Consider the following 20,481-nt stretch of genomic DNA (forward strand, 5'->3'; position numbering starts at 1 on the left):
CCTGTCGTATATTGTTTGTAAAATAGAAAAACATATTCATTGGTCAGATTAAGAATTGAAGGGTTATAAAGAAAGAAAAGGGCTAACTCATAGTTCAGATTAACTGACATGTGAGAGCTCTATTTATAATTGTGATAATAAAATAGAATGCACTAGTACTAGTTGGGGGATTAACATGAAAATCGGTAATCTCCAATGAAGTTACCGATTCTTTTTATTCATTCCTCTATATCAACAGGGGAATTAATCTGATCTTTGTACAAATCAAAATACAGTTGACCATTCGTTCCACGAACACAATATGAAACATCAGCTAAATTCCAGTCTCGTTGCTCGATTTCAGTAATGATCCAATCTTTTGTTAGGTTATTTTGAGTGAGGTTTTTATTTATTATCTGACCATCCATAATGATTTCAATAGGGAAATCAGATTGTGAAGGACTTGAAATTCCCAAATCTTCTCTAGTTACAAAACGATATAATGGTTTCTTTAATATAGATAAATGTCCATCAGGTTCAAAAATAGCGAATTCTACCTCATCTATATCAAATATATCTCTCCTTCTTAGTGCTTGATTGAATGAATCCATTGTAACTTTTAGTTTTTGGATATTTTTTTCCAATATTTTACCATCTTGTATGACAACAGTAGGTTCTCCGTTGAATATTGCTCTGGCTTTTTTATTTTTTAATGAAACTAAGGTAGCAAGGAATAAAAATGTACTGAAGATTACTAAAGCTGTAATATAGTTTCTGAAATGTATGGAAGTATTAAACGTCAAGTTGCCTGCAATAGATCCTAATGTAATTGAAGTAATATAATCATGGTAAGTCATTTTAGAAATTGTTTGTTTTCCAAGAAGATGGGTAATACAAATAAGTAAAACAAATGCGAAAAGAGTTCGAATTATGACATCAATTGTTCCAATCATTACCTTCACCTTTAGGTTTTTTACTATATTTTTACATAAAAGTTATAGATAATACGTAAAAGATTTCAATAAAATATTAAACAAGTTTTATTAAAGATTATGAAAGTCCTGGATTCATGTGATTCAGTGCTTTTTAATTTTAGAAAAATTGTCAAATAGATAATCTATTGTGTCCAGCATGCAGTATAGAGGTGTTGTCGGTTTAAATGTTGAATAAATCTATACGGTTTGCTTAAAAAACTTAGTTTTATTGAACATAGGAGGGAAGGACATGGACCAAAATAACACATCAAATATAGACGCAACTCAAGTACGTGAAAACAAGATTATAATCACCCGCATTTTTAATGCTCCACGTAAACTTGTGTTTGATGCATGGATGAAAGAAGAGCATTTATCAAAATGGTGGGGACCTAATGGATTTACGACGACTTTTCAAAAGTTTGATATGAAACCTGGAGGTACATGGGAGTTTATCATGCACGGTCCTGATGGGGTTGATTTTTCAAACACTAACGTCATTGTCGAGGTTGTTCAGCTCGAGAGAATCGTCTTCAAACATGATGTGTTTCCTCATTTTCTGGCAACAGCGATCTTTGAAGAGCTTAATGGTAAGACGAAACTAACTTATAGTTCACTTTTTGAAGAAGAACCTGCTGTTTTCGATAAAGTAAAAACATATGCCATTCCAGGTGCTGAACAGACAATGGAACGCCTTGAGGAATATCTGACAATTATGTTTTAATGCCTAACTCTGAACGAGCCTTTTAAAATAAGGAAATTGAATGGCGTAGTAAAACTTTCTTCAACTAATGGTATTTAAATTGTAGAAGGTATTTTTCGAATTTTAACGAACTCCCATTTATAAGCATAATAAAGAGTGGGTGGTATATATAGTAAAACAAAAAGAAATTTATAGTAGTGACCAAATTAAAGATCGTATAATCGAGCAACTTCGGAACGCCGGTTGCGTTTTTGCACAAGAAGAGGCTCAACTTCTCATTTCTGAAGCTGATACTTTGGAAGAACTTTTAACAATGGTAAAACTTAGAGTAGCTGGCTCACCTTTAGAATACATCCTAGGTTGGGCGGATTTTTATGGCAATAGGATTGCAGTTGTCCCAGGTGTCTTCGTTCCTCGCCGTCGGACAGAGTTTCTTGTTCAAAAGGCTATTGACTTATCTGTACCTGGTGTCAAAGTGGTCGATCTTTGTTGTGGTTCAGGTGCAGTGGGTGTAGCAATTTCAAAGGCAGTAGGATTGGTTTCGTTATATGCGGTCGATATTGATTCTACTGCAGTCCAGTGTGCCAAGCGCAATGTTTCTAAACTAGGTGGTCTTGTATATGAAGGAGATCTTTATAATCCATTGCCACCTCAATTACTTGGAAATGTTGATATTATAGTGGCGAACGCACCATATGTTCCAACTGAGGCAATAAAGTCTCTCCCTCAGGAGGCACGGCTTTATGAGCCAAAAGTAGCACTTGATGGTGGTAAGGATGGAAATGATATTCATCGAAAAGTGGCAGAAAATGCATCTTTCTGGTTAGCTTCAGGCGGGCATTTATTAATAGAGACGAGTAAAATTCAGGCTCCTCAAACAGTTGAAATTTTTAATCAATATGGATTAATAGCCAGGTTCATACACAATAATGAATTAGACGCCACAATCGTAATTGGTACAAAACCGCCATTATAGAATTATTAAAAAAACAACCAGTGTAGCCCCGTTATGGGTTACTCTGGTTGTTTTTAGTAGCAAAGCTTATTTTTTGTTCGACTTTTTTGCTAAATTCTGTAGTTCACTTTGAGGCTCAGTTGAAAATTCAACGTCTTTTCCGTATCCCTGTGGATTAACACTTGGAGCTTTTTGTCCTCTTCCAGATGATTTTTTACTCATGTGCTTCACCTCCAAGGATAGTGTTTCCGAAGAAAGTAGATTTATGAGTAAAAGTAATCTAGTACATTCTATATTGAAAGATTTTTCTCTTTTTCAAAGTTAGAAGATGTACTAGTGTGAGATAATACACGGTCTAAATATTTTTTTGTAAGTGGCATAAAGTAATTTAGTATTAACCCACCAAAACAAACGGTTAGTATCGTTCCAATGCCGATTGGTCCATTTGAAATTAATGCAGCTATTAAGAAAATGAGATAAATGACTGTTTTCGAAAAAAAGATATTTGTTCTAGTTAATTCTTGTAAGATTAAAGTTAATCGGTCCACTGGAATCGGTGCAAAGTTTGTGTGTAAATAGGTTGCAGTTCCGAGTCCTGAAATAACTAATCCAATACTATAACAAGCTATTTTGCTATACCAAATTTCAGGTGTTACTAAATTGTGTAATAAATAAAGCCACATATCAATACCGATACCCGTAATAAAGGCAGTTACTAATCCTAAAAATTCTGGTCTTTGTCTTTTTATAAAAGAATTTATACATATTAGTAGTAGAGCAATGATTATTTCCCAACTTCCGACAGTCAGCCCCACATTATTGGATAACCCCACTAAAAGCGCATCAAAAGGTGAAGTTCCAAGGTTAGATTGTATATTGATTGAAATACCTAAGGTTAATATTAAAATTCCTAATACGTAAAAAACATATTTCGCTTTAATTAATCGCTTTATCATTTAGTTATTTCTTTTAGCATTAGAATATGAGGGATACCATCTTCTATAAAGACATCAGAGGAAGTACGATAACCAAGTTTTTTATAAAAACCTTCTGCATGTGTTTGGCCATGCAATTTTACTTGCGAAGCTCCTTGTTCTTCCGCGATTTCTTCTAAAGCTTTAATAATGTTTTTGCCAAGACCAAATTTCCGGAAAGACTCCAGGATACAGATTCTTTCCAATTTACCTACTCCATCAACAAACCTAATCCTTCCTGTACCGACTGGTTGTTCATTGTAATGAACTAATATGTGTTCGCAATCTCCATTTAATTTGTCGTATTGATCAAATTCATCGTCTAGAGGTACACCTTGCTCTTTCACAAATATATCTTTCCTTATTGCAAATGCTATTTTTAGCTCTTCTTCATTCATTATTTTTTTTGACTTCATCATTTTTATCAGTCCCTTTTAATCAATTTTTTTGTTTTATTGCAAATACAACAAAAATAAGTTAAATTCAATATATATCATTTTTATTGCATTTACAACAAAATTAAAACTAAGGAGTTAATTATGAAGGAAATTCTTCGTGAAATTGGAATGATCGCAAGGGCTCTAGATTCGATCAGTAATATTGAATTTAAAGAGCATGACCTTACAAAAGGGCAGTATTTATATCTAGTGCGAATAGCTGAAAATCCAGGAATCATTCAAGAAAAATTGGCTGAGATGATAAAAGTTGATCGAACGACAGCAGCGCGTGCTATAAAAAAACTTGAAATGAACGGATTTATTGAAAAGAAAGAGGATAAAGAGAACAAAAAAATAAAAAAACTTTTTGCTACAGAAAAAGGGGAAAATGTTTATCCATTTATAAAAAGAGAAAACGATTATTCTAATATCGTTGCACTAGAGGGATTGTCCGAAATAGAGGTTGAAACCATTTTTAATCTTCTTCAAAAGGTAAGAAAAAATGTAGAAAAAGACTGGGAATTTGTAAAAAAAGGAAACAAGAGAAATTATTGATTAGATTAAGAGGAGAGACGTATTAATATGACGATCAAGATAACAAAGTGTAGTTCAAAGGATTCACATAATCTTCAACAAATCGGCTATGAAACGTTTAATGAGACATTTAAGCATCAAAATACACTTGAAAATATGAATGCTTATTTAGAAAGAGCGTTTAATTTAAATCAAATTGAAGAAGAATTGTTGAATGAGTCTTCACAATTCTTTTTCATTCATTATAATCAAACCGTCACTGGATATTTAAAGGTCAATACGGATGATGCCCAATCTGAAGAAATGGGCGATGAATCACTTGAAATCGAGAGGATTTATATAAAGAAGGAATTTCAAAAACACGGTCTTGGTAAAGTTCTGTTTAATAAAGCCATAGAAATTGCGGAGGGTCTTAATAAAAAGAAAATCTGGCTAGGCGTATGGGAAAAAAACGAAAATGCGATCGCATTTTATAAAAAATTGGGATTTGTTCACAATGGGTCACACTCATTTTATATGGGTGATGAAGAACAAATTGACTTTATCATGACTAAAACACTTGGGTAATATTCTTATTTGATATTGTTCACATTAAAATAATCTCTCTACTACAGAGTAATGGTAAAGACAAAAAAGGAGAGAACGATGGAAACTGCGATAAGACAAGTAAAAAAGGAAGATGTATGGGAAATAAGGCATAAAGTTATGTGGGCAGATCAACCTTTTGATTATATAAAATTGAAAGATGATGATTTAGGGGTTCATTATGGCCTTTTTAAAGGACTTACTTTAATTTCAGTTATTTCTATTTTTATAACCAATGGAGATTGTCAGTTTCGAAAATTTGCGACTCTTCAACAAGAACAAGGTAAAGGATATGGGAGTAGGCTATTAGATTACGTTATAAAGGAAGTTCAGAATAATGGCGTGAAGAAAATTTGGTGTAATGCTAGAAAGAATAAAGTGAATTTTTATAAAAAGTTTGGTTTGAAAGTAACCAATACCAGTTTTATAAAAAATGGGAAAGACTACGTAATTATGGAGAAATATTTATAATAGATCAGTATATTATAAGTAAAAAAGTTGACAATGATACTGATAATCATTATCATTTAAATATGATAACATTCAATACAAATAACCCCAGTGTTGATAAATGGTGTCATAAAACCTTATGTATAATTCCCCACCCCTTTTTCATACGGTTATCCAAAAAAGCTTGACTAGTCACCAAGCTTTTTTGGTATTTATTTGATGATTTTTATGAGGAGAATGAAAAGAGTGGTCAATTTGGATAGTTAATATAAATGTAAAAGAATAAAATTAACATAATTCAATAATAAAATGGAGTAAATAAACCACTTGAAAACTTTAATATTTTGTTCAATTATTTTTTTTCCTATTATTATGAATGGATTAGCTAGATTTAATCGAATATTTAACACAATCTTTAATTTGATCGCAATCATTTCTTATGTAGTTTTTGGGGGAATTTCAGCAATTTCAATTTATGAGATTATAAAACATGATGTTGTTTTCATGACAAATATTCATGCTGTATTTCTTAATATTTATTTTTTAATTTCAGGCTCTTACTTAGGGATATACGGCCTATATCAATTGATTAATCTGATGGTTAAACAGCTTAATCAAACTAATAAGTAATGTATAAAGATGATTCCAATGAAAAACACCACTACGCATCATTTCCGTAAATCATGCATTGTGGTGTTTTTATTATGATTATTTTTCTATTTGCATTTCTTGTTTTGAATCATACTCTTTTTTCGAAAGTTCACCTGGCCAAAATGCAAATCTACCTAATACTGTAGTAATTGCTGGAACTAAAAGTGGACGAACTATGAATGTATCAATTAATACTCCAACACAAGTAACAATACCAAATTGAACTAATACTTGAATAGGTAGTGTTGCTAACACTAGGAATGTACCAGCCAAGATTAATCCAGCAGATGAAATAACAGCCCCAGTTTTTGCGACTCCATTTGATACTGCTTCGCGATGGGTTTGTTTCTTTTTATTTTTCCATATTTCGGAAACCATGAATATATTGTAATCTTCACCTAATGCTACTAAAAATACAAAGGAATATAATGGAATCGACCCCTGTATAGCGCTAGCCCCAAATCCGTAGTGAAGAATTAGCCAGCCAGCACCTAATGCTGAAAGATAAGATAATATGACGGTTAGAATTAAGTAAATCATCGCTGTAAAGGAACGTAAATAAGTTAACAGTAATAATGCAATTAATCCAATCATTACCGGAATGATCACGGATTCATCACGCTCAGTTATATTTTTTGTATCTAAATTCGTTACTGTTTCTCCACCAATCCAGTAATGCTGATCTACTTTTTGTATATTATATTCGTTCAATAGTTGCTTAATTTTCTTTTCTAGTTGAGGTATTCGCTCTAATCCCTTAATAGAATATGGATTATCGACTAAAGAAATTTCATATAATTGTAATTTTTTATTATCTTTACCTGTAATAGGTTCAGATACATCTTTTACGAATGAAAGCGATTCTAATTCTTTTTTCACAGGAATATTTTTATTTTCTGTATCGATTATTACTTTAACGGGTGCTAATAAACCTGATGAATAATGGTCAGATATTATATCGAATCCTTCTCTGGAAGGCATATCTTTAGGAAATGATTGAAGTAAATCGTATGTGTATTGTACTCGAGGTACAAATAAAGCCAGACCTCCTAAGAGAATGATCGAGACTAGAATAATTGTCCAAGGTTTACGAGTAACTAGTTTTCCTATTTTTTGATTAAATGTTACTTTGATTTTTGATTTCTTAATAGATTTTCCTTTTTTCTTAGCTCTTAATGCTTCCATTTCCTCTGTTCTTGGGATAAAAGGAAAAAATGAAACTCTACCAAAAATAGAAAGTAAGGCAGGTAGAATAGTGATTGCAGCAATACCCATAATAAGGACTGCCAAACTAAATGGTACTGCGAAACGATGGAAAGCACCATATTGAGCTAATAAGAGTGTACCTAATCCAATAACGACCGTTAAAGCACTCATCGAGATGGCTCCACTAGATTCTCTGATTGCGAGCTGAAGTGCTTTATATTTGTTTTCTTCCAAAAGTAAATATTCACGATATCTAGATATTAAAAATAAACAATAATCAGTACCTGCACCAAATAATAAAACTGTCATAATCGAAACGGCTTGAGAATCTACCGTTATAATACCTTTATCACCTAATAAGCCTAATAATGGATTTACGATTCCATATGCGAAACCAACGACTATTAAGGGCACAATTGCCATAATTGGCGAACGATATAGAAGGATTAAGAAAACTAATACAAGTGATACAGTTGATAATAAAAGTTTAACATCGGCTTGTGAAAATAAACTTACAGCGTCTGTTTGAATACCAACCGGGCCAGAAAAGCGGACTTTTAGACCAGATTCTGTTAATTTTCGTTTTACTGGGTCTCCACCAGTATTATTTTTAATTTGTTTTTCTAATAAGTTTATATTTTTTTGTAGTACTTTATCATCTGCTTTTTTGTCAAAAAGAACAGCTGTAATGATTGTTGAACCATCCTCTGAAGAGCTTCGTTTAATTGCCTGAATAGGCATTAAATCATATGACGGTGATGTTAATTGATTTTTTAATGGATTATTTCGAAGTTCTTTATAAACAGTTTGAATGACTTTGTAATCGTCCTCATTTAGTCCGTCTTTACGGTTCCAAACAATTAATAAAGGGTTTCCAGAATCAGTTGGAAATTCTTTTTTTATTAGCTGATCCGCTTTTTGTGACATGGATTGCTTAGGTAAGTTATCTGCTGTATTGTTTTCTACTTCGTTTACAGATGGAAAAGTAAATGATAATACAACCGTTAATAAAACCCACATCAACAATGTTATCCATCTTGTACGTTTACTACTTACAAATTTGCCCCAAGAATGAAAGGGGTGCTGTTTCATATATAATTCACCTCACGTAAAATTTATTAACTTAATTATATATACTGGTCAGTTAATTATTCAAGAACTTTTATTATGCTATAATGAAGGGGAATTAAAAGGTTAGGAGAGAAGCATATTGGAACAAATTAAACGGCCTCTTGGAAGACCACCGCAGGATTCAAAAAAAAAGCCTACAAAAACAACAATCGTTGAAAATGCAATCCAATTGTTTCTTCAAAACGGATATCAATTAGTTTCAATGGATGACGTAGCTAAGAAGTGTGGTGTGACCAAAGCAACGGTTTATTATTATTATCCAACAAAAGCAGATCTCTTTACGGATGCAATGGTTCAAATGATGCTTCGAATAAGTGATCGAATTGCTGAGATTTTATCTACGGATAAATCGTTAAAAGAAAATCTCAACGAAATGGTTAAAGTCCATTTAAGAGCAACTTTTGAAATTGATTTAAAAGCTTTTACGAAAGAAGCGAAAGTCTCTTTATCAGATGAGCAATTACAACAGATGAATAAAGCGGAAGAAATGATGTATAACGTGATCGAAAAAGCAATGACAACGGCAATAGAGAATGGAGAAATACCTAAAGGCAATGCAAAATTCTATACGCAATTGTTCTTTGCAATTCTATCGATTGGAAATTATAAGGATGCAGATCAAAATTCAATTTTCTCTACAATAGATGAAATGGCTGAACAAATCATAGACTTCTTTTGGAATGGAATAATGGGTAATAAATAAAAGAAGATTTACTTTTTGAGTAGATCTTCTTTTTTGCGTGTTAAATAAAGCAGGAAATTAACTGAACAAGTTGAATTAAGTACTACAACTGGTAAATGATACAAAAAAATCACATTATGTACTTAACAATTCAGCTTTATTATTATTATAATTTTCTACTAGGCTTTCACTTTGATTCCTTAAAAAAAAGTTTAAAAGCAAGGCTTAGGATGAAACAAATTAAATACCTAAATCTGCTGTCTTAAAAATTTAAACTTTGAGGTGTCTACATTGAAAGATATTTTACTTATTTTATTATTGCAATTGATTTATGTACCTGTCTTAACATTACGAACAATTTTTCTTGTAAAAGGGCTGAGTGTATCTGCTGCGCTTTTTGGTTTTTTGGAAGCTATTATTTATGTATTTGGATTGTCGCTTGTTTTTTCTGGAGACCAAAGTACATTATCAATGATTGTTTATGCAGTCGGATTTGGAATTGGCATTCTAATCGGAAGTTACGTAGAAAATCGCTTAGCAATTGGTTATACGACATTAGTAGTTAATTTAACGAACAAAAATAAGATACTTATTAACAGACTTCGTGAGGAAGGATTTGGAGTAACAGTGTTCCAAGGAGAAGGAAGGGACAGCGAACGTTATCATTTGGATATATTGACAAAACGTAATAGAGAACCTGAACTCATGGATCTTATAGAGCAGTATGAACCAAGTGCTTTTATTATTTCATATGAAGCGAGAAGGTTTAAGGGTGGATTTTTATTAAATTCAATGAAGAAAGCAAAACATAAGAAATCGAATATATTATAGACTCTTTATATAGTAAATAAAAAATCAGAGAAACTGGAATAAAGTTTCTCTGATTTTTTTATTAATTTAACTTTACCTTTCTTGGTATTGACTTAACTCCAAACACATTAAAAAGTTTAGAGCTATAGACTAAAAAATGTTACGAAAGATAAGAGTATTGATGTAATGACGATTGCAATAAGCGGACGAATTGATTTAGTACGTAATTCTTTTAAGTTAATATTTAATCCTAAACCAGTCATAGACATTGTTAAAATAAATGATGTAAAAACAGAAACGTCTGACATCGTTTTATTTGATACCGGAATTTTTTGACCAAGGATGTAGCTTCCAACAAAACTCATAATAACAAAGCCAATTAAGAACCATGGGAACTCCAGTTTTGCTTCTCCGTTTAATTTTCCTTTACGTTTCATCCAAAATAAAAGGATAAAACAAACCGGAATTAATAGAAATACACGGGCAAGTTTGGCTAGCAATGCGTGAGCAAGCGCATCCTGACCTGCAGGTGCAGCTGCTAAAGCTACATGAGCAATCTCATGAAGGCTTATTCCGACCCATGCTCCATATTCAGTTGGGCTAATTGGTAATAAAGGATAGATTAAAGTATACATGATGGAAAATATTGTGCCGACCAATGCAATAATCCCAACGGCCATAGCTGTGTCATCATCTTTTGCTTTAATAATTGGAGATATGGCAGCAATTGCAGCAGCACCACAAATACCAGTGCCGATACTTAATAATAGAGACAGATTCAGATCTGCTTTAAGCCATTTTGCGATAGCCATAAGAACGACAATTGAAAATATGATGGTTCCCATTCCTCTCAGTAATAAAGGCAAACCATCACTAAAAATGACAACCATGTTTAGTTTTAATCCGTACAGTATGATAGCAAATCTTAAAAGTCTTTTTGAAGAAAATTGAATTCCTGCGCGCAATTTTTCAGGGTATCCAAAAAATTGTCTATACACTAAAGCAAGCAAAATGGCACATGCAAGTGGTCCAACATGATCGAACCCTGGTAACTTTGCCATTAGAAAACCTAAAACAGCTATGATGAATGTAAAAGCCACTCCATAGATCATTGATACATTTATCTGTTTACTAGGCTTTTTTTGTTGCTCTTGTTTTGTATTAATTATTGCTTGTTGTTCCATCGTGTTCATCTCCTTGGGGCGTTCTATATTATTTATCGTATCGAATTATCTACTATAAGGAAAATAAATTATTATTATAGTTATGATAAGTAAATACGATAGTTAGAAAAAAATCTATAAACTAACTAATATAAACAGAGCCTTTTTAAATTTTTGTTTTTATATTTTAGAGCTAGTTGAAAGGAGTATAAGTGAATCTAATAAAATCTGTCTTAGTGGGACCTTATTTATTAAACAACGATTTTAATATTAGTAAGACTTACATACAAATTAAAATCTTTAATTTTATTTCATTTTTATTTATGAGTATACTTAGTGTAGTAATATTTTAAATATTCAAAATAATTAATTTATAAAACGCTTCCAAGCGGTTGAAAGGAGGAGAATTCACTTAATGAGTAATAACTTATACGAAAACTTAAATAAAAGCGCAATTAATTTCCCGAATCGTATCGCTTATATGTATGGTGATCAGTGTGTTTCGTACAAGAAATTAAATCAGCTTGTAAATCAATTTGCTGCAGGAATGTCTGCACAAGGAATCGCCAAAGGAGATGGAATTGCCCTGTTATTAGGAAATAGGCCAGAATTTCTCATTGCATACTATGGAATTTTGCGACTAGGTGCCTTTGTTGTTCCAATTAATCCTTTGTTTACCCAAGATGAAATCAGCTACATATTGGAAAATAGTCAAGTAAAAGCGGTTATTGCTCATGAATCTGCTGAGCCAACGTTATCAGAACTAAAGAAACAGTTGGTTAATCTAAATTTAGTCATTTATACAGATGCAAATAAACAGGAATGGACATGGGAGCACCTTATGAAATCGGGAACAAGTTTAAGTGGAAGTCCATTCATTGATCAAGAAGATTTAGCGGTTATTCTGTACACATCAGGTACTACAGGCAAACCAAAGGGTGCAATGTTAACACATCGAAATTTGGCATCAAATGCAGATTCTATTTCAAAATTGCTTGAACTGGATGAAAACGACCGAGTAGTTGCTGTTCTGCCAATGTTTCACGTATTCTGTATGACAGTTTGTTTGAACGCACCGATTGCTTGTGGATCGACAGTTTTAATTCAGCCTAAATTCAGTCCTTTCGATGTAGTCAATACCATACAAAAAAGAAATGCCACTGTATTTGCAGGAGTACCTACGATGTACAATTTTATCAATCAATTACCTGAAGCTTCGTCAAATCATTTCAAATCGATTCGTATTTGTATTTCAGGTGGTGCTTCGATTCCTGTAGAGCTTCTGCAAAAATTTGAAAGTAAGTTCAACGTACCTATATTAGAGGGGTATGGACTTTCGGAAACAGCGCCACTTGTTGCAATTAATCCGTTAAAAGGAATTCGGAAACCAGGTTCAATCGGTAGAAATATTCCAGCTGTTCAAAGCAAAGTAGTAGATAAATTTGGAGAAGAATTGCCAAGAGGTGAGGTTGGAGAATTGGTAGTTCAAGGACCAAATGTAATGAGGGGATATTTAGGGATGCAGGAAGCTACATTGGCCGCTTTTAAAAACGGGTGGTTTTACACCGGTGATCTCGCAACAATGGACGAAGATGGATATATCTACATTGTTGACCGAAAGAAGGACATGATTATTGTTGGTGGTTACAATGTTTATCCTCGTGAAGTGGAAGAAGTACTATATCAACATCCCGCAATTGTAGAGGTAGCAGTAGTTGGCGTACCTAATAAAGAATACGGAGAAAGTGTAAAAGCATACGTCGTAGTTAAAGATGAACAGTTTACAGAGAACGATATTATTCAATTTTGTAATGAAAAGCTAGTTAAATACAAGCTTCCTAAATATGTAGAATTTTTTAAAGAGCTACCAAAGAATTCAACTGGAAAGATTTTGCGTAGAGAGTTAAGAGAATTGACTGAAGTAAAGTAAGCAAATAAATCATTCATAAAGGGAGGAATTCATTATGTCAACAATTTTAAAGGAAAAGGTTAAAGGGTCAGTAGCTTGGAAAGGAACAGACCTAGCAAAAGATGAATCTTGGATTTATTACTTATCTGAGGAAACAATTGTTGAGCTTGAAAATGCACTAGCCCATGTTAAACAAAAGGGGTTAAAAGCACCAAACTTTAACAAACAAGACTTCCAAGTACCAAATCTTTTAAATGAAATTGATTACTTTGTTGAAGAACTTGAGAATGGAAGAGGATTTCTATTAATTCGAGGTTTACCGATTGAAAGATATACAGATGAAGAAGCAAGCATCATTTATTGGGGTCTTGGCCTTCATATGGGTACTCCAGTATCGCAAAATGCTAATGGTGAACTTTTAGGGCACGTTAGAGATCAAGGTCTTAGTTTAGAAAATTCAAACGTTCGAGGTTACCAAACAAAACTGCATCTTCCTTTTCACGCTGATGGTTCTGATGTAGTAGGTTTATTAAGTCTACGAAAAGGGAAATCAGGGGGGGAGAGTAGCATTATAAGCTCGATGGCAGTTTACAATGAGATTTTAGAGTGGAACCCTGAATATTTAGGAATACTTTGTCGTCCGTTTAACTTTGATCGCCGTGGAGAAGAGGGGCCAGGGGAATCGCCAATATTTAAGTCACCAATTTTTAGTTACTATGATGGAAAACTAAGTTGCCGATATGTTCGTTTATTTATCGAATCTGCACAAGCGAAAACTGGTATCCAGTTATCAAAAGTTGAAATCGAAGCATTAGATTTACTGGACTCTCTTCTTCATGATGAAAATTTACATTTCAATATGATGCTGGAGCCAGGTGATATGCAATTTGTAAATAATTATACGGTTCTTCATTCACGAACTCAATACGAAGATTATGAAGAACTAGATCAAAAACGTCATTTATTAAGATTATGGCTCACGATGCCAAATGGCCGTGAAATTTCTCCGGATTTCGCAATGTTTTTTGACGAAAATACTGGAAAACCGGGTCGTGGCGGTGTACCTGCTCGTAATAAAACAGCGGGCGGTATTGTTGAAACTTTAAAGTAATTTTGCTTCTGTAAGAATGAGTGTGAACATCTTTTCTTTTTTGGAAAAGGTGTTCCTTAAATAGTGAAAAGTGAGGATATACTTGTATGTCAAAAACTCCAAAATACGCTTGGGTAATCTTATTATTTCTAGTTCTTACCGGTATGATCAACCAAGTCGATAAAATTATTATTGGTTTGGTTTCCGTTCCATTAATGAAAGAATTACATTTAAGTCCAACGGAATGGGGAGTTGTAGGAAGTTCATTTTTTTGGTTTTTTACATTTTCCTCAATGATACTTGGAGGAATGGCTGATTCGAAAAATACGAAAAAGATGTTGACATGGCTGTCATTAGTTTGGCTAATTGTTCAGTTTGCAACTCCTTTTGCTTCTAGCCTAACTTTGCTTTTGATAACAAGAATGATTTTAGGATTAGGTGAAGGTCCAGCTCCAGCACTTTCTACGGCAATCATGGGAAAATGGTTCCCAAACCATAGGCATGGTATAGGTTTTGGTGCTGTTCTTTTAGGAACGACCGGTGGTTCGGCAATTGCTTCTCCATTATTAATATCATTAATTGATAAACATGGATGGAAATCGGCATTTTTAGTGATGGGTTCTCTTGGACTAATCGTGTTAATTTTATGGATAATTTTCGGTAAAGAAAGTCCAAAAGAAATTGGACTATCAGCTATTCATCAAACGGAGAGCCAGTCTTCTAGCATTCCTAAGGTTTCAATGCGACAGTTTTTTCCACATCTATTTTCTAAAAACTTTATATTAATTGTTTTGTGCGGTGGTTGTGCATATTGGTTATTATCTATTCAAGCAGTATGGTTACCGTCATACTTTACAAAAATTCAACAGTTTGACTCTCAGACTTTAAAACTAGCGGTATCATTGCCTTTTCTTTTTGCAGCTTTTTGCCAAATTGGATTTTCTATGCTATCTGATCGTCTTTACCGTAAAACAGGCAATATTCGTAAAGCCCGTATTAACCTTGCGGGTCTCATGATGATGCTATCTGCTATATGTCTATATCTAGCGATTACCGTGAATTCAGTTACGATGTCTATCGTTTTCTTTACACTAGCACCTGGTTTTGCATACGTAATTCTTTCACTCGCTCCCGCTATATTGATGGAGTTCTTTTCTCCCGAGAACATTGGAAAAGCACAGGGAGCATTCATTGCTCTTGCAAGTATATTTAGTATTATTGCTCCACTAGTCTTCGGATACTTTATCCAACATGCACTAACTGAAGCAATTGGTTATAATTACGCGTTTGGCTTTTCTTCATTAGGAATGCTGATTATAGGAATCGTATTTTGGATTGGTGTACATCCCGCAAATCATAGAAACGCAATAAATGAGTCGGGGGAGCAAATGAGCAGTTAAAGAATGATCTGCAAGTACTTAGAAATAGGAGTTGAGAATAATAGTTTTAACTATTTCGCTATTAAATTAGTAATCTTCAATTTCGAAGGAGGAGTTTTAATGTCAATCATTTTAAATGAAAAAATTCAAGGGCGAGCTGCTTGGAAAGGTATTGATCTTGCTAAAGATGAATCATGGATTTATTTTTTAACCGACAAAACACTTGCTGCACTTGAGAAGGCTGTATTATTTGTTCAACAACGAGGTTTAAAAGCACCTGATTTTAAAAAGGAAGATTTTCCAATTCCTGATCTAGCTGACGAAATTAAGTACTTTGTTGACGAATTAGAGAATGGAAGAGGTTTTCTTTTAATCCGTGGATTGCCAATGGATCGTTATTCCGATGAAGAAGCAAGTATCATTTACTGGGGGCTTGGACTCCATTTAGGACTGCCAATCATCCAAAGTAAAAATGGCGAACTCCTAGGTCATATTAAAAATGTAGGCAAGGATTTTAATGATAATACAAAAGTACGTGGCTACCAAACGAATGTACATCTTGATTATCATACAGATCTTGCTGATGTGGTTGGTTTACTATGTCTTCGTAAAGCAAAATCTGGTGGTTTAAGTAGTATCGCAAGTGCGATGTCTATCTATAATGAAATTCTGGAAAAACGACCAGAATATCTTGAAATTCTCTATCGTTCATTTGCCCATGACCTTCGCGGAGAGGAAATGCCTGGTCAATCTCCTGTCGTTCAATCACCAATCTTTAGCTATTTCGATGGTAAATTAAGCTGCAGATATATTCGCCAGTATGTCCAATCAGCACAAACGAAAACAGGTATCCTTTTGTCGGAAGAGGAAATTGAAGCATTTGATTTTATTGATTCCCTTACTCACGATAAAAACTTCCATATCGATATGATGATGGAACCAGGTGACATGCAATTCGTTAATAATTATACTGTTTTCCATTCACGTACTCATTTTGAAGATTTCGAGGAAGAGGATAAAAAACGTCATTTATTAAGATTATGGCTTATGATGCCAAATGGTCGTAAAATTGCTCCAGGTTTTGAGTTTTATATTGGTGGGGCGCCCATAAATAGCTAAAGAACTAGTGGGAATTTAGCTTATTAAGTAATTGGTGATTTTATTCGATGGGTAACATGAATAAGATCACCAATTTATCATTTAGATTGGCTAATTTCTGGATAAAAGTATAAGTAAAGTAAATTAAAACGAGAGAGGTTGATATTGTTTGGCAAAGTTAGATCCGCAAGTGGAGAAGTTTTTAAGTGCTCTAAAACAGATGCCAGCTATACATGAACTGGAACCCAAAATTGTAAGAGAAATGCTTTCAAAATCACCTCGTCCTCTTGTAAATTTAGAAGGATTATCAAAAGTAGAGGACTTTATGATTCCAGTAAGTAATGATGAAGTAATTAATTGTCGAGTTTACATGCCAGAAGGTCAAGGTCCCTTTCAAATATTCATATACTTCCATGGTGGGGGATGGGTTCTCGGGGATATTGAATCAACGGACGCAAGCTGTCGCTTAATTGCTAATAGAACAAAGAGCATTGTTGTATCCGTAAACTATCGCCTTGCACCAGAATATAAGTTTCCGACAGCAGTGGAAGATGCATTTTCTGCTTTGGAGTGGGTTTATGAAAATGGTATTTCCTTTAATGGGGATGTCTCTAGATTGATCGTTGGTGGAGATAGTGTAGGTGGGAATCTTGCAACGGTCGTTACAATGATTGCAAGAGACAGAAAGGGTCCTAGCATTGCTGGACAAGTTTTAATCTATCCACCTACAAATCTTGAGTTTAATACAGAATCTCATCAAATGTTTGCAAAAGGATTTGGCTTAGATCGAGAACAGCTATTTTGGTTCAGAAGTCATTATTTAAGAAATGAAGAGGACAAAACGGATGAGTATGCTTCTCCATTAATAGCAAAAGACTTAAGTGGCCTTCCGAAAGCATTAATTATTACGGCGGAAAATGATGTACTTCGAGATGAAGGAGCAGCCTATGCCAATCGGTTGAAAAAGTTTGGAGTAGAAGTTGAATATGCGTGTGAACCTGGAATGATCCACGGCTATTTTGCACATATGGCAATTTTTTCGAACAATATTGAATCAACGGTTTCTAAGATAGATAAATTTTTACGATCAGACTGTGACAAACGCTTGCAATCAGTCTGAGAATCAAGTTTTTGGAATTTGTCTACACACACTTAAAGAGCCTCAAACATTATGAGGCTCTATTTCTTTGAACTATTAACTTATAAACTATTAGAAATAAACAGTATTTCCGATGCCGCCAGTTACCGGTATTACTTCTCCAGTAATTGATGCTGATAAAGGTGATGCTAGGAAAGTAACGACGTAAGCAATCTCCTCAGGAGTAATCAAGCGACCGAGAGAATTTAGTGATTTAACTTGTTGAATTGCTGCCTCATTCGTTACTTTGTCTCTAAAAGCTTCGGTATCAACAATTCCAGGATATATTGCATTGACATTAATTCCATGCTTTCCTAATTCCATGGATGCAGATTTTGTTAAATGTACGACAGACGCGTTACGAGGACCAGAGCTAAAGTAATTGCCGCCAATCCTAGCAGCTAGTCCACTGATATTAATAATTCGTCCCCACTTGTTTTCAATCATATGTGGCGCAACGGCTCTAATACTACGAAAATACCCCATATATTTTTCTTCAAAATCCTTTATAATAAGTTCTTCTTTAATACTATTAAAGTCCTCTGGCTCATGTCCTCCTACACGGGCTCCACTATTAATTAATATATCTATGCTTCCCATTACTGCTGCTGATTTTTCTACTAGATTTAAGATGGAGTCTGGATCGGTAGTGTCAGCTACAATTGGATAAATATTTCGATTAGTTTCTTGTGCCAGTTCTTCTGCTGCAATCTTTAGCGTGGATGCATTTCTTGAACAAATCGTACAATCTACACCTTCAAGAGCTAGCTGGCGGGCAACAGCTTTACCAATACCTCGACTACCTCCAACAATAAGTGCTTTTTTTCCTGCTAATTTTAAGTCCATTGTTCAGCCTCCAGTTCGTTTCGATAGTGCTACAAAACAATTGAATGATTTAGTATTTACTCATTTCTATCTTAATTCTACCTATAAATAATATTTATATAAAATTAAAAATTTTAATTTGTAATTTAGTTTTGCTAATATATCGTGGAGTTAAAATTACCTATTTATAATGGTGCATATTTCATATATTAGCAGTATTTACATGTAAGTTAAAATGTTTAATTTTATTTAACTGAAAATTATGAATATAATAAATTTAAGAAAATTGTAATGTAATTAAAGTTATGAAATGAATCTATGAAAATAAAGGGGGGAAGGGCATCTTTGTGGTTTGTTAGAGATGGTGACGAGCAACTTTGTAAGCGCTTTATCTTATTGGAAGAATTGTTAATTTGTTATAAAAGCTTGAGTTAGAAAACAGGTTGCTTTTTGCTTTTTAGAGATGTTCAATAATTAGAAGGAAAGAAAGGGAGATTTTTTTGAACACACCAAAATATTCTTGGATTATTTTATTAATTCTAGTTGCATCTGGCATGGTCAATCAAGTTGATAAAATCATCATAGGATTAGTTTCGGTTCCGTTAATGAAAGAATTACATTTAAGTCCATCACAATGGGGATTAGTTGGAAGCTCGTTTTTTTGGTTCTTTACGATCTCTTCTTTCATTCTTGGTGGCATGGCTGATTCTAAAAACACAAAAAAGATGTTTACTTGGATTATGTTAATATGGTTAATCGTTCAATTTACAACACCTTTTGTATCTAGTTTATCTCTATTAATGTTATCAAGAATGCTATTGGGAGCAGGGGAAGGACCAGCTATTTCTATTTCAACTTCAATAATTGGGAAATGGTTTCCTAAACATAGACATGGTATTGGTTTTGGGGCCGTGCTCTTTGGAGCTACAATCGGACCTGCAATTGCTTCTCCACTATTAATCTCACTAATTAATCAATATAGTTGGAGAGCCGCTTTTGTAGCAATGGGAGCAGTTGGAAGTATTGTTCTACTTTTATGGATGATTTTTGGAAAAGAGAGCCCAAAAGAGATTGGGATTTCTACATATGAGCATGCGGATAAAAACTCAGTGATCCCAAATAAAGTATCATGGAAGCAGTTTTTTCCTCATATTTTTTCTAAAAATTTTATTTTCACCACTGTTTGCGCAGGCTGTGCATATTGGTTATTGTCTGTCCAAGCGGTTTGGTTTCCAGCATACTTTTCGAAAGTTCAACATTTTGATGGTAAAACATTAAAAATGGCCGTATCTTTACCTTTTCTCTTTGCAGCTATTTGCCAAATTGCATTTGCCCTAATTTCAGACCGCATTTACCGCAAAACTAAGGATATTCGAAAAGCAAGAATAAATCTTGCAGGAATTTCAATGATGTCATCCGCTATTTGTTTATATATTGGAAGTGTCGCAAATTCAAGTGCAATTTCCATCTTGTTCTTCATCCTTGCACCGGGTTTTGCAATTGTCATTCTTTCACTAGCACCAGCAATGTTAATGGAGTTCTTTTCACCTAAAAACATTGGAAAAGCTCAAGGGACATATGTTGCTATATCAAGTTCAACGAGTATTATTGCTCCTGTTATATTTGGTAATTTTATTGAAAATGCAGGAAGTGAGTCAATAGGATATGGTTACGGATTTTTAGTGACGTCTTTAGTCATGTTTGTTTTCGGATTAATGTTTTGGATCGCCGTGCGTCCAGCTAATCGAGCAAGCACTACAATCAAGGTAGAGGAACAAGTCATTATATAAAAAGTATGAATTAATCGA

The 20,481-nt window shown here is 33.8% G+C and carries 21 protein-coding genes; 14 read left to right on the plus strand and 7 right to left on the minus strand.

The features are described 5' to 3' along the window. Positions 1–218: 218 nt before the first annotated feature. A complete protein-coding gene (locus tag ABEY15_RS22655; RefSeq protein ID WP_429892271.1) occupies positions 219–932 on the minus strand; it encodes a YetF domain-containing protein in 714 nt (237 codons plus the stop codon). Positions 933–1,203: 271 nt separating this feature from the next. On the opposite strand from ABEY15_RS22655, the gene ABEY15_RS22660 reads away from it, so the two are divergent. Beyond that, a complete protein-coding gene (locus ABEY15_RS22660; protein ID WP_429892272.1) occupies positions 1,204–1,677 on the plus strand; it encodes an SRPBCC family protein in 474 nt (157 codons plus the stop codon). A 139-nt stretch (positions 1,678–1,816) separates the two neighbouring features. Continuing rightward, a complete protein-coding gene (locus ABEY15_RS22665) occupies positions 1,817–2,632 on the plus strand; it encodes a putative protein N(5)-glutamine methyltransferase (RefSeq protein WP_429892273.1) in 816 nt (271 codons plus the stop codon). 66 nt (positions 2,633–2,698) lie between these two features. Here the strand turns inward: ABEY15_RS22665 and ABEY15_RS22670 are convergent, their stop codons facing one another. From ABEY15_RS22670 to ABEY15_RS22680, 3 genes are all read right to left on the minus strand, one after another. After that, positions 2,699–2,833, minus strand: a complete 135-nt coding sequence (locus tag ABEY15_RS22670; RefSeq protein WP_056467807.1) for a hypothetical protein — start codon at positions 2,831–2,833, stop codon at positions 2,699–2,701. Between the two features lie 68 nt (positions 2,834–2,901). Further along, a complete protein-coding gene (locus tag ABEY15_RS22675; RefSeq protein WP_429892274.1) occupies positions 2,902–3,567 on the minus strand; it encodes a YczE/YyaS/YitT family protein in 666 nt (221 codons plus the stop codon). Beyond that, a complete protein-coding gene (locus tag ABEY15_RS22680) occupies positions 3,564–4,001 on the minus strand; it encodes a GNAT family N-acetyltransferase (RefSeq protein ID WP_429892299.1) in 438 nt (145 codons plus the stop codon). Before ABEY15_RS22680 ends, ABEY15_RS22675 begins: the two co-directional genes overlap by 4 nt. 123 nt (positions 4,002–4,124) lie before the next feature. Here ABEY15_RS22680 and ABEY15_RS22685 point away from each other — a divergent pair, with 123 nt between their 5' ends. From ABEY15_RS22685 to ABEY15_RS22700, 4 genes are all read left to right on the plus strand, one after another. Then, complete coding sequence (locus ABEY15_RS22685) at positions 4,125–4,577, plus strand: MarR family winged helix-turn-helix transcriptional regulator (protein ID WP_098231418.1); 453 nt, start codon at positions 4,125–4,127, stop codon at positions 4,575–4,577. Between the two features lie 27 nt (positions 4,578–4,604). Further along, the gene (locus tag ABEY15_RS22690) at positions 4,605–5,123 is read left to right on the plus strand and encodes a GNAT family N-acetyltransferase (RefSeq protein WP_429892275.1); all 519 of its coding nucleotides are present in this window, start codon (positions 4,605–4,607) and stop codon (positions 5,121–5,123) included. 78 nt (positions 5,124–5,201) lie between these two features. Next, positions 5,202–5,612 (plus strand): GNAT family N-acetyltransferase, encoded by a 411-nt coding sequence (locus tag ABEY15_RS22695; protein ID WP_429892276.1) that lies wholly within the window; start codon positions 5,202–5,204, stop codon positions 5,610–5,612. Between the two features lie 306 nt (positions 5,613–5,918). After that, positions 5,919–6,221, plus strand: coding sequence for a transposase (locus ABEY15_RS22700; protein ID WP_429892277.1), 303 nt, complete (start codon positions 5,919–5,921; stop codon positions 6,219–6,221). Between the two features lie 78 nt (positions 6,222–6,299). Here the strand turns inward: ABEY15_RS22700 and ABEY15_RS22705 are convergent, their stop codons facing one another. Further along, positions 6,300–8,540, minus strand: a complete 2,241-nt coding sequence (locus tag ABEY15_RS22705; protein WP_429892278.1) for an MMPL family transporter — start codon at positions 8,538–8,540, stop codon at positions 6,300–6,302. Positions 8,541–8,658: 118 nt separating this feature from the next. On the opposite strand from ABEY15_RS22705, the gene ABEY15_RS22710 reads away from it, so the two are divergent. Both ABEY15_RS22710 and ABEY15_RS22715 read left to right on the plus strand, forming a co-directional pair. Then, positions 8,659–9,282 (plus strand): TetR/AcrR family transcriptional regulator, encoded by a 624-nt coding sequence (locus ABEY15_RS22710; protein WP_429892279.1) that lies wholly within the window; start codon positions 8,659–8,661, stop codon positions 9,280–9,282. Positions 9,283–9,552: 270 nt separating this feature from the next. Next, on the plus strand, positions 9,553–10,092 hold the full coding sequence (locus ABEY15_RS22715; protein WP_429892280.1) for a DUF2179 domain-containing protein: 540 nt from the start codon (positions 9,553–9,555) through the stop codon (positions 10,090–10,092). Positions 10,093–10,214: 122 nt separating this feature from the next. Here ABEY15_RS22715 and ABEY15_RS22720 read toward each other — a convergent pair whose 3' ends face one another. Continuing rightward, positions 10,215–11,255, minus strand: coding sequence for a YeiH family protein (locus ABEY15_RS22720; protein WP_429892281.1), 1,041 nt, complete (start codon positions 11,253–11,255; stop codon positions 10,215–10,217). Positions 11,256–11,649: 394 nt separating this feature from the next. Between ABEY15_RS22720 and ABEY15_RS22725 the strand changes: the two genes are divergently transcribed. From ABEY15_RS22725 to ABEY15_RS22745, 5 genes are all read left to right on the plus strand, one after another. Beyond that, a complete protein-coding gene (locus ABEY15_RS22725; RefSeq protein ID WP_429892282.1) occupies positions 11,650–13,164 on the plus strand; it encodes a long-chain-fatty-acid--CoA ligase in 1,515 nt (504 codons plus the stop codon). Positions 13,165–13,198: 34 nt separating this feature from the next. Next, positions 13,199–14,254: a TauD/TfdA family dioxygenase gene (locus ABEY15_RS22730; protein ID WP_429892283.1), complete on the plus strand. Its 1,056-nt coding sequence runs from the start codon at positions 13,199–13,201 to the stop codon at positions 14,252–14,254. 86 nt (positions 14,255–14,340) lie between these two features. Continuing rightward, complete coding sequence (locus tag ABEY15_RS22735) at positions 14,341–15,633, plus strand: MFS transporter (RefSeq protein WP_429892284.1); 1,293 nt, start codon at positions 14,341–14,343, stop codon at positions 15,631–15,633. 99 nt (positions 15,634–15,732) lie between these two features. Further along, complete coding sequence (locus ABEY15_RS22740) at positions 15,733–16,731, plus strand: TauD/TfdA family dioxygenase (protein WP_429892285.1); 999 nt, start codon at positions 15,733–15,735, stop codon at positions 16,729–16,731. A gap of 148 nt (positions 16,732–16,879) precedes the next feature. After that, positions 16,880–17,830, plus strand: coding sequence for an alpha/beta hydrolase (locus tag ABEY15_RS22745; protein WP_429892286.1), 951 nt, complete (start codon positions 16,880–16,882; stop codon positions 17,828–17,830). A gap of 90 nt (positions 17,831–17,920) precedes the next feature. Here ABEY15_RS22745 and ABEY15_RS22750 read toward each other — a convergent pair whose 3' ends face one another. Then, positions 17,921–18,694 carry an SDR family NAD(P)-dependent oxidoreductase gene (locus tag ABEY15_RS22750; RefSeq protein WP_429892287.1) on the minus strand — a complete coding sequence of 258 codons (774 nt, stop codon included), beginning with the start codon at positions 18,692–18,694 and terminating at the stop codon, positions 17,921–17,923. A 479-nt stretch (positions 18,695–19,173) separates the two neighbouring features. Here ABEY15_RS22750 and ABEY15_RS22755 point away from each other — a divergent pair, with 479 nt between their 5' ends. Further along, positions 19,174–20,463 carry an MFS transporter gene (locus tag ABEY15_RS22755; RefSeq protein ID WP_429892288.1) on the plus strand — a complete coding sequence of 430 codons (1,290 nt, stop codon included), beginning with the start codon at positions 19,174–19,176 and terminating at the stop codon, positions 20,461–20,463. Positions 20,464–20,481: the final 18 nt, after the last annotated feature.

Origin of the sequence: Gottfriedia acidiceleris (assembly GCF_050457485.1) — a bacterium.
Taxonomy (GTDB): domain Bacteria; phylum Bacillota; class Bacilli; order Bacillales; family Bacillaceae_G; genus Gottfriedia; species Gottfriedia acidiceleris_D.

What these genes read in the sequence shown, in the direction of transcription:
- ABEY15_RS22655 (WP_429892271.1), bottom strand. Translation starts at nt 932, where the DNA reads ATGATTGGAACAATTGATGTCATAATTCGAACTCTTTTCGCATTTGTT.
- ABEY15_RS22660 (WP_429892272.1), top strand. Translation starts at nt 1,204, where the DNA reads ATGGACCAAAATAACACATCAAATATAGACGCAACTCAAGTACGTGAA.
- ABEY15_RS22670 (WP_056467807.1), bottom strand. Translation starts at nt 2,833, where the DNA reads ATGAGTAAAAAATCATCTGGAAGAGGACAAAAAGCTCCAAGTGTTAAT.
- ABEY15_RS22675 (WP_429892274.1), bottom strand. Translation starts at nt 3,567, where the DNA reads ATGATAAAGCGATTAATTAAAGCGAAATATGTTTTTTACGTATTAGGA.
- ABEY15_RS22680 (WP_429892299.1), bottom strand. Translation starts at nt 4,001, where the DNA reads ATGAAGTCAAAAAAAATAATGAATGAAGAAGAGCTAAAAATAGCATTT.
- ABEY15_RS22685 (WP_098231418.1), top strand. Translation starts at nt 4,125, where the DNA reads ATGAAGGAAATTCTTCGTGAAATTGGAATGATCGCAAGGGCTCTAGAT.
- ABEY15_RS22690 (WP_429892275.1), top strand. Translation starts at nt 4,605, where the DNA reads ATGACGATCAAGATAACAAAGTGTAGTTCAAAGGATTCACATAATCTT.
- ABEY15_RS22695 (WP_429892276.1), top strand. Translation starts at nt 5,202, where the DNA reads ATGGAAACTGCGATAAGACAAGTAAAAAAGGAAGATGTATGGGAAATA.
- ABEY15_RS22705 (WP_429892278.1), bottom strand. Translation starts at nt 8,540, where the DNA reads ATGAAACAGCACCCCTTTCATTCTTGGGGCAAATTTGTAAGTAGTAAA.
- ABEY15_RS22720 (WP_429892281.1), bottom strand. Translation starts at nt 11,255, where the DNA reads ATGGAACAACAAGCAATAATTAATACAAAACAAGAGCAACAAAAAAAG.
- ABEY15_RS22725 (WP_429892282.1), top strand. Translation starts at nt 11,650, where the DNA reads ATGAGTAATAACTTATACGAAAACTTAAATAAAAGCGCAATTAATTTC.
- ABEY15_RS22730 (WP_429892283.1), top strand. Translation starts at nt 13,199, where the DNA reads ATGTCAACAATTTTAAAGGAAAAGGTTAAAGGGTCAGTAGCTTGGAAA.
- ABEY15_RS22735 (WP_429892284.1), top strand. Translation starts at nt 14,341, where the DNA reads ATGTCAAAAACTCCAAAATACGCTTGGGTAATCTTATTATTTCTAGTT.
- ABEY15_RS22740 (WP_429892285.1), top strand. Translation starts at nt 15,733, where the DNA reads ATGTCAATCATTTTAAATGAAAAAATTCAAGGGCGAGCTGCTTGGAAA.
- ABEY15_RS22750 (WP_429892287.1), bottom strand. Translation starts at nt 18,694, where the DNA reads ATGGACTTAAAATTAGCAGGAAAAAAAGCACTTATTGTTGGAGGTAGT.